Origin of the sequence: Amycolatopsis sp. NPDC026612 (assembly GCF_040638285.1) — a bacterium.
Classification (GTDB): Bacteria; Actinomycetota; Actinomycetes; order Mycobacteriales; family Pseudonocardiaceae; genus Amycolatopsis.
The window spans coordinates 299,398-307,844 of sequence record NZ_JBEZYB010000004.1; the positions used below are offsets into that span (position 1 = coordinate 299,398).

Genomic DNA, 8,447 nt, shown 5'->3' on the forward strand with positions numbered 1-8,447 from the left:
TAGCGGCTGAGAACTGCTTCTTGCTGTTGATTCGAACCTGCGGGGAAATCGGCTTGCCCCCATTCGGGTGATTGAGGTCACCGCGTCGTGAAGGCGATGCTGTGCCACCCGGTCGCCCCGTCGGGGACGGTCCCGGCGCGCGTTTCGGTCTGCGTGTACCCGCTTTTGTCGGTCGCCCGGCAGACGACCTGGTGACCACCGGGCGCGAGGTCGAACTCGAGCCACCACATGCGCCAGGTGCTCACGTTGACTTCCTGCGTCAGCACGGCTTCGCGCCACGGGCCGTCGTCCATGCGCAGCTCGACCTTCTCGATCCCGGTGTGCTGCGCCCAGGCGATCCCGGCGACCCGCACCTTCCCGGAAGAAACGGTTTCAAACCCCTTCGGCGTATCGATGCGTGATTGTGTCTTGATCGGCGCTTCCTGGCTCCACCCCCGTTTGAGCCAATACGCTTGCCGCGCCCGCCAGGTCGTGACCTCCAGATCGGTCACCCATTTCGTCGCCGACACGTAGCCGTACAAGCCGGGAATGACCAGCCGGGCCGGGAAACCGTGCTCGAGCGGCAGCGGCTCGCCGTTCATGCCGATGGCCAGCATGGCCCCGCGCGACCGGTCCAGCGCCGCGGCGACCGGGCTGCCGGACGTCCACCCGTCCACACTGGACGAATAGAGCTGCTCGGCGCCGGGACGCACCCCGGCCTCGTCGAGCAGGTCGGCCAGGTCGACGCCGATGAAGTTCGCGGTGGACACGTAGGTGCCGCCGACCTCGTTGGAGACGCAGGTCATGGTGATGGTGCGTTCCACCAGCGGCCGGTTGCGGAGGTCGCCGTAGCGGTAGCGCACCTCGCGGTCGACCATGCCGTGCAGCCGCAGGCTCCAGTCCTCGGTCCGCACCTGGGGCACGGTCAACGCCGTGTCCACGCGGTAGAAGCCCGTGTTGCGCGTCACGAACTCCGGCGTGCCCAGCTTCGCGAAGTCGGCGTCGGCCGGGATCATCGGCGCGGTCCGGGCGGGGACGAGCCGGCCGACCGCTTCGCGCGACGCCGTCGCGTCCCGGGTGCCGGCCAGCAGCTGCCCACCGAGGCCGGCGACCCCGGCTCCGGCGACGACTCCGGCCCCGGCCAGCAGCACCGTCCGGCGCGAGGAACCGGCCTTGGCGTCCGGGGCGGTGTCACGCCGGGCCAGCCGGTGCAGGAAGGCGAACGTCGCCACCCCGGCGACCAGGCTCGCCAGCGGGGCGAGCAACGCCGTCGCGCCGAGGTCGGGGCGGGCGTACACCGCGACGAGCCCGACGAGCCCGAACCCGGTGATCACCACCAGCCCCGGCACCGGCGTGCGGCGGGACAGGAGTCCCGCCACCGCCGAGACGAGCACCATGACCAGTGCCATCCCGGACAGCAGCACGAGCTTGTCGTACGTGCCGAAGGTGCGGACCGCGAAGTCCTTGAGCTGCACGGGCGTGAGGTCGATGGCGCCGTTGCCGACCGCGAGGTACGGCGAGGCGTTGACGCCGACGAACCCGGCGACGAGGTGGCCCGCGGCCAGGGCCGTCGCCAGGGCCAGGACGCCCAGCAGGGCGGCGGGCAGGCGGCGCAAGCGGGGTTCGGGTGTCGGCATCGGTGCTCCCGTTCGGGTGCTACGCAAGGGAAATCCTGGTGACGGCGGGGGTCGTCGGGCCGGCCGAGCCGCCGGCGGGTTCGACGGTGATGCCGATCCGGTCGACGTCCGGTGGGAGATCGGCCACGAGCATCCGCTGCGACCGCTCGGACGTCATCAGCCCGGCCGATCGCGCGCCCCCGGTGCCGATGAGCCACACCTGGTAGGCGTGGCCGGCGTCGAGCGCGGGCAGGTCCGACGCGAGCAGCACGGCCTGGTTCCGGCTGCGCGAGACGACGAGCGTGGCGTGTCCCTCGCCGACGCCCTGGATCGCGGCGGCGTCCGGCGCACTCAGCACCGAGTCGACCGGAGCCGGTGTGACGGGCGCCGGTGTCGTGGCGACGCCGAGGACGACCGCCACCACGGCCGCCGCGGCGGCGCCGAAGAGCGCGGACCGCACTTGCCACGTCTTCGCGTGGCTGAGCTTGCGGACCACCGGCACCCGGGGCGGCAGCTGGCGGGTGCGGGCCACGGCGGCGAGCACCGCCGGCTTCAGCTCCGGCGGCGGGTCCACCGCCACGGCCACGGCGAGCCGCGCGCCGGTCGCCCGCAGCTCCGCCACCTCCTGGCGGCAGGCGGCGCACTCCCCGAGGTGGCGTTCGAACTCCGCGCGGTCCACATCGGACACCGCGTCGAGGGCGTACGGCCCGGTCAACGTGTGCAGCTCGGCGGTCATCGGTCCACTCCCAGGCAGTCGCGCAGCCGGATCAGGCCGTCGCGGATGCGGGTCTTCACCGTGCCCGGCGCAACCTTCAGCACCTCGGCGACCTCGGGGTAGGTGTAGCCGTTGTAGTAGGCCAGCACGATCGACTCGCGTTGCAGGTCGGTCAGCGCGGACAGGCACTGCCGCACCCGCTGCTGCTCCAAACCGGCCAGAGTGGACTCGGTGACCTCGTCGAAGGGCCGCCGCACGTCCATCAGGCCGGCCCGCTCCTCCCGGTCGACGCCGGCCTGGTGCGAGCGCACGCGGTCCACGGCCCGGCGGTGGGCGATGGTCAGCACCCACGACAGCGCGCTCCCGCGCTCCGGCTCGTACCTCGTGGCCTTGCGCCACACCTCCACCAGCACCTCCTGCGCCACCTCTTCGGCCTGCGCGTGACTGCGCAGCACGCGCGTCGCCAGGCCGAGCACCGGACCGGCGACGAGGTCGTACAGCGACGCGAACGCCGGTTCGTCCCCCGCCGCCACCCGTTGGAGCAGCTCTTCGGCGCTCGGCAGGAGCGCCGGCGCCTCGTCCGGTTGCAGCCGCAACCGCCCACGCTCACCCATGCCCGGCACCCTCCGTGTCTTCGGCTTCCCGAGCAGGGTTCGCGGCCGGACGGCGACCCGGACTGGTGTCCGGAGTTCTTTCCCACCCGGACGGCGCAACTCCGGCGCCGGAACCCATCCGGCGGCGGCACGGCTCCGAACTCCTGTCACCGTCGATCACGCTGAGTGCGGAAGTTGCCCGTTAGGCCACGCCAGTGGTGACCTCGGACACTTCTTGATCACCCCAGAGTGTGAAAGTTTTTCGGATCGCTGGGCGTTGAACTCACCATGGGTTATCTCTGGAACAGGATCGACCCGACCGACGAGTAGCAAAGGGGCCACCATGGCCGACCCGCACACCGTGACCAGCGCCGGCATCGACTTCGCCCTCCGCACCTTCGGGGCTGAACCGCGGCCGGTGCCGGCCGAGCTGGAGTACGACACCCGCGACCCGTACGCGGTCGCCGTGGTGCTGCACGCGGGCCCGAGCGCGGTCCGCTGGCTCTTCGGCCGGGACCTGCTCGCCGACGGCCTGCTCGCCCGCTGCGGCGACGGCGACGTGCGGATCGGGCCCGCCGGCGACCCCGCACTGGTCGTCGTGGAGCTGAGCTCCCCCGACGGCGCCGCCGTGCTCGAAGCGCCCGCGAAGGAGATCGCGGCCTTCCTCGACCGGACCTACGACGTGATCCCGGCCGGCGGCGAGACCGGCTGGTTCGACTTCGACGAGGAACTGGCGAAGCTTTCGTACCAGGACTGAGTACCGTCCGGGAGCGTGAGCTTCTTCCTGACGAAGGTCCTCGCCGCCCTCGACGACGGCGGTGACCGCGTCCTGTTCCACGCCGGCGGCGTCATGACCTACCGCCAGGCACGGGACCGGCTGCGCCGCCTGCACGGCGGGCTGGGCACCGTCGAAACGCTCGCCGTCGACCTGCGCAACCGGCCCGAGACGGTCCTCGTCCAGCTCGCCGCGCTCCTGCGCGGCGCGACCGTGCTCATGGTCCCGGCCTCGGCGCCGGCCCGGGACCGGCTCGCCGCGGCGAGCGGCGCCACCGTCGTCACCGACCGCCCGGCCGACTGGCCCGGAACCGACGTCCGCACCCTCGACGACCTCGACGGCGAACCCGCGCCGCTGGACCCGCCGGACACCGTCCGCCTGCTGTTCCCCACCGGCGGCACCACCGGCACCCCGAAGCTGATCCGCCACAGCGGCATCTACGACGGCATGGCGTACATCTTCACGCCGTCACCGGACGGCCCGGGGCGCACCCTGCTGGTCGCCCCGATGACGCACATGACCGGCAACGCCACCGTGCTCGGCGCGCTGCTGCGGCACGACACCGTGGTGGTCCACGACGGCTTCGACGCGGAAGCGGTCCTCGAAGCGATTCAGGCGCACCGGATCGACACGCTCTCGCTCACCCCGCCGCGGCTGGCCGCGCTCCTCGACCACCCGGCGCGAACGAGCACCGACCTCGGCAGCGTCCGTTCGCTCTCCCTCGGCGCCGCGCCGCTGCCGCCGCACCGGCTCGCCCAGGCCCTCGACGTCTTCGGCCCGGTCGTCGGCCAGGGCTACGGCCTCACCGAGGCCCCGATGATCGCGAGCATCTCCGCCGCCGAGCTGCTCGGACGGCCGGACCGGCTCGGCTCGGTCGGCCGGATCGTGCCGGGCATGGAGGCGCGGATCACCGGAGACGGCGAAGTCGAGGTCCGCGGGCTCTCCATGATGGACGGTTACCTCGGCGGGCCGGAGATCGGCGCGGGCTGGCTGCGCACCGGCGACCTCGGCCGCTTCGACGACGAGGGCTACCTCTTCCTGCTCGACCGCGCGGACGACGTCGTCGTGGTCGGCGAGCACGGCACGAAGGTCCCGTCGACCGTCGTCGAACACGCCCTCGCGACGCACCCCGCCGTGCGGAGCGCGGCCGTCATCGGCGTCCCGGGGCTCGACGGGCAGCTGCTGCACGCCGTCGTGGTCGCCGACGGCGAAGTGAGCCCCGAAGAACTCCGGCAGCACGCGCGGGAAGCCTTCGGCCAGGAGCACTACGTTCCGGCGGGCGTGGACTTCGTGGACGCGCTGCCGCTCACCGACGTGGGCAAGGTGGACAAGCGCGCCCTCGTTCAGCTCGTGACGGCTCCGTAGGACGACGACCCGACCAGCTTCGCGTACTTGCCGAGGACACCGCCGGTGAACTTGTTCGGCAGCGGCTCCCAGCCCTCCCGGCGGCGGGCCAGCTCGGCGGCGTCGACCAGCAGGTCGATGCTGCGCGCCTTGATGTCGACGGCGATCCGGTCGCCGGTGCGGACGAAGGCGATCGGGCCGCCGTCGACCGCTTCCGGCGCGACGTGGCCGATGCACAGGCCGGTGGTGCCGCCGGAGAACCGCCCGTCGGTCAGCAGCAGGACGTCCTTGCCGAGCCCGGCGCCCTTGATCGCCGCGGTGATCGCGAGCATCTCGCGCATGCCCGGGCCACCCTTGGGGCCTTCGTAGCGGATGATGACGACGTCGCCGGCCTCGATCCGGCCGTCGTTCAGCGCCGCCATCGCCTCCTGCTCGCGCTCGAACACGCGCGCCGGGCCCTCGAAGTTGGCGGTGTCGAAGCCCGCGGACTTCACGACCGCGCCCTCGGGGGCGAGCGAGCCGCGCAGGATGGTGATGCCGCCGGTGGGGTGCAGCGGGTTGGCCGGGGTGCGCAGGACCTCGCCGTCGATCGGTTCGGGGTCGAGCTCGGCGAGGTTCTCGGCCACCGTGCGGCCGGTGACGGTCAGCGCGTCGCCGTGGATCAGCCCCTCGTCGAGCAGCGCCTTCATCAGCACCGGGATGCCGCCGTGGCGGTCGATGTCGTTCATGACGTACTTGCCGAACGGCTTGAGGTCGCCCAGGTGCGGGACGCGGTCGCCGACGGTGTTGAAGTCGTCGAGGGTCAGCTCGACCTTCGCCTCGTGCGCGATGGCCAGCAGGTGCAGCACGGCGTTGGTCGAACCACCGAGGGCCATGACCACGGTGATGGCGTTCTCGAACGCCTCGCGCGTCAGGATGTCCCGCGCGGTGATGCCCTTTTCCAGCAGGCCGACGACGGCTTCCCCGGACAGGTGGGCGTAGTGGTCGCGGCGGCGGTCCGCGGACGGCGGCGCGGCCGACCCCGGCATGCTCATCCCCATCGCTTCGGCCGCCGACGCCATCGTGTTCGCGGTGTACATCCCGCCGCAGGCGCCTTCACCGGGGCAGATGGCCCGTTCGATCCGGTCCAGATCGCCGGTCCCGAGCCGGCCCGCCCGGCACGCGCCGACCGCCTCGAAGGCGTCGATCAGCGTGACGTCCTTCTCGGTGCCGTCGGTCAGCTTCACCCAGCCGGGGGCGATCGTGCCCGCGTAGAGGAACACCGACGCCAGGTCGAGGCGCGCGGCGGCCATCAGCATGCCCGGCAGCGACTTGTCGCAGCCGGCCAGGAGGATCGAGCCGTCGAGCCGCTCGGCCTGCATCACCGTCTCGACCGAGTCGGCGATGACCTCGCGGGAGACCAGCGAGAAGTGCATGCCGTCGTGGCCCATGGAGATGCCGTCGGACACCGAGATCGTGCCGAACTGCAGCGGGTAGCCGCCGCCGGCGTGCACGCCTTCCTTGGCCGCCTGGGCGAGCCGGTCCAGGGACAGGTTGCACGGCGTGATCTCGTTCCAGGAGCTGGCGACGCCGATGATCGGTTTCCGCCAGTCGCCGTCGCCCATCCCGACGGCGCGGAGCATGCCGCGCGCGGGCGCGGCCTCGATCCCGTCGGTCACCGTGCGGCTGCGGGGCTTCGGGTCGATCGTCATCGCGGGCCTCCGATTACGACGTTCGGGCGCTGGTCATGTTACCAACGCGCGTGCGGTCCGCTGACCGGAACGATTTCCTATCGGCGCTCACGAGGACCGGCGAAAGCTCAGGCCATGATCGCCACAGTGGTGTGGGGCACGGGCAACGTCGGCCGTGCGGCAATCCGGGCCGTCGACGCCCATCCGGCGCTGAAGCTCACCGCCGTACTCGTCCACGATCCGGCGAAGGTCGGCAAGGACGCCGGGGAGCTGGCCGGAATCGAGGCGCTCGGTGTCGCCGCGACGGACGACATCGACGCCGTATTGGCCACGGGCCCGCGCGCGATCGTGTACGCCGCCTCGGGTGACGTCCGGTTCGACGACGCGCTCGCCGACATCGTGCGGGCCGTCCAGGCGGGCGCGATCGTCGTGACACCCGCCCTGTACCCCCTCTACGACCAGCGGAACGCGCCCCCGGAGCTGCGCGACCCGGTGCTCGCGGCGATCAAGGAGGGCGGCGGCTCGCTGTTCGTCTCCGGCGTCGACCCCGGCTGGGGCAACGACGTGCTGCCGCTGCTGATCAGCGGGCTCGGCACCGACGTCGACGTGGTCCGCTGCCAGGAGATCTTCGACTACTCGACGTACGAGCAGCCCGACTCGGTCCGGTACCTGGTCGGGATGGGCCAGCCGATGGACTACGCCCCGCCGATGCTGATGACCGGCGTGCCGTCGATGGTCTGGGGCGGCCAGGTCCGGCTGATCGCGCGCGGCCTCGGCGTGGAGGTGACCGAGCTGCGCGAGACGCTCGACCGGCGGCCGCTCGAGGAAACCGTCACCACGCGGACCATGGGCGAGTTCGAGAAGGGCACGCAGGGCGCCGTGCGGTTCGAGGTGCAGGGCATCGTCGACGGCGAGCCGCGGATCGTCATCGAGCACGTCACCCGCATCCACCCGTCGTGCGCACCGGACTGGCCCACGCCACCCAGCGGTGACGGCGCCCACCGCGTGATCATCGAAGGCCGGCCGCGCATCGAAGTCACCGTCGAGGCGACCGACGAAGGCGAAAACCGGTCGGCGGGCGGCAACGCCACCGCCGTCGGCCGCCTGGTCGGCGCCATCGACTGGCTGGCCGCGGCGGAACCCGGTCTCTACGACGCACTCGACGTCCCGCTGCGCCCGGCAGCCGGCAAGCTCGGAAGGAGGCGTCCGTGAACATCGACATCCCCGCGGGCAAGGACCCGATCGGGTACGTCTGGGGCGAGATGGTGCCCGGCATCGGCATCGCCGCGTCGAAGTTCTCGCTGGCGGTGTACGAGCACACGACGCTCGGACTGCGGGAGTTCGAAGCCGCCCGGCTGCGGATCGCGCAGCTCAACGGCTGCGTCTTCTGCCTCGACTGGCGCACCGAGCGCGACGGGCAGAAGGTCGAGGCGGAGTTCGCCGACGCCGTCCTCGAGTGGCGCACGACGGACCGCTTCGACGACCGGACGCGGCTGGCGGCGGAGTACGCCGAGCGGTACGCGCTGGACCACCACAACCTCGACGACGACTTCTGGAAGCGGATGTCCGCGGAGTACACCCAGCAGGAGATCGTCGAGCTGAGCATGAGCCTCGGCGCGTGGCTGGCCTTCGGCCGGCTCAACCACGTCCTCGGCCTCGACACCGCCTGCGTGCTGCCGCGGCCCTCGTGAGTGGGAGCGCGGGCGGCCGCGCTTCAACGACGGCGTCGTGATCCAGCACGTCCTGGCCGCGCCG

Annotated in this window: 8 protein-coding genes; 4 read left to right on the forward strand and 4 right to left on the reverse strand. The window is 72.1% G+C overall.

Annotated elements, in window-relative coordinates; genetic code table 11:
• Nucleotides 1-77 precede the first annotated feature (77 nt).
• The 3 genes from AB0F15_RS06965 to sigK are packed head-to-tail and all read right to left on the reverse strand — an operon-like array spanning nt 78 to nt 2,924.
• Nucleotides 78-1,616, reverse strand: coding sequence for a molybdopterin-dependent oxidoreductase (locus AB0F15_RS06965; protein WP_360266344.1), 1,539 nt, complete (start codon nt 1,614-1,616; stop codon nt 78-80).
• Nucleotides 1,617-1,635: 19 nt separating this feature from the next.
• On the reverse strand, nt 1,636-2,331 hold the full coding sequence (locus AB0F15_RS06970) for an anti-sigma factor (RefSeq protein WP_360266347.1): 696 nt from the start codon (nt 2,329-2,331) through the stop codon (nt 1,636-1,638).
• A complete protein-coding gene (gene sigK / locus AB0F15_RS06975; protein ID WP_360266350.1) occupies nt 2,328-2,924 on the reverse strand; it encodes an ECF RNA polymerase sigma factor SigK in 597 nt (198 codons plus the stop codon). Before sigK ends, AB0F15_RS06970 begins: the two co-directional genes overlap by 4 nt.
• Nucleotides 2,925-3,246: 322 nt before the next feature.
• Between sigK and AB0F15_RS06980 the strand changes: the two genes are divergently transcribed.
• The gene (locus AB0F15_RS06980; RefSeq protein WP_360266352.1) at nt 3,247-3,660 is read left to right on the forward strand and encodes an SsgA family sporulation/cell division regulator; all 414 of its coding nucleotides are present in this window, start codon (nt 3,247-3,249) and stop codon (nt 3,658-3,660) included.
• 15 nt (nt 3,661-3,675) lie between these two features.
• Entirely contained in the window at nt 3,676-5,043 is a 1,368-nt protein-coding gene (locus AB0F15_RS06985; protein ID WP_360266354.1) for a fatty acid--CoA ligase family protein, read from the forward strand.
• Here AB0F15_RS06985 and ilvD read toward each other — a convergent pair.
• The gene (gene ilvD / locus AB0F15_RS06990; RefSeq protein WP_360266356.1) at nt 5,022-6,713 is read right to left on the reverse strand and encodes a dihydroxy-acid dehydratase; all 1,692 of its coding nucleotides are present in this window, start codon (nt 6,711-6,713) and stop codon (nt 5,022-5,024) included. The genes AB0F15_RS06985 and ilvD overlap by 22 nt on opposite strands.
• 114 nt (nt 6,714-6,827) lie before the next feature.
• On the opposite strand from ilvD, the gene AB0F15_RS06995 reads away from it, so the two are divergent.
• Together AB0F15_RS06995 and AB0F15_RS07000 are read left to right on the forward strand one after the other, a co-directional pair.
• Nucleotides 6,828-7,904, forward strand: coding sequence for a dihydrodipicolinate reductase (locus tag AB0F15_RS06995; RefSeq protein WP_360266359.1), 1,077 nt, complete (start codon nt 6,828-6,830; stop codon nt 7,902-7,904).
• Nucleotides 7,901-8,383: a carboxymuconolactone decarboxylase family protein gene (locus tag AB0F15_RS07000; RefSeq protein WP_360266362.1), complete on the forward strand. Its 483-nt coding sequence runs from the start codon at nt 7,901-7,903 to the stop codon at nt 8,381-8,383. Before AB0F15_RS06995 ends, AB0F15_RS07000 begins: the two co-directional genes overlap by 4 nt.
• Nucleotides 8,384-8,447 lie beyond the last annotated feature (64 nt).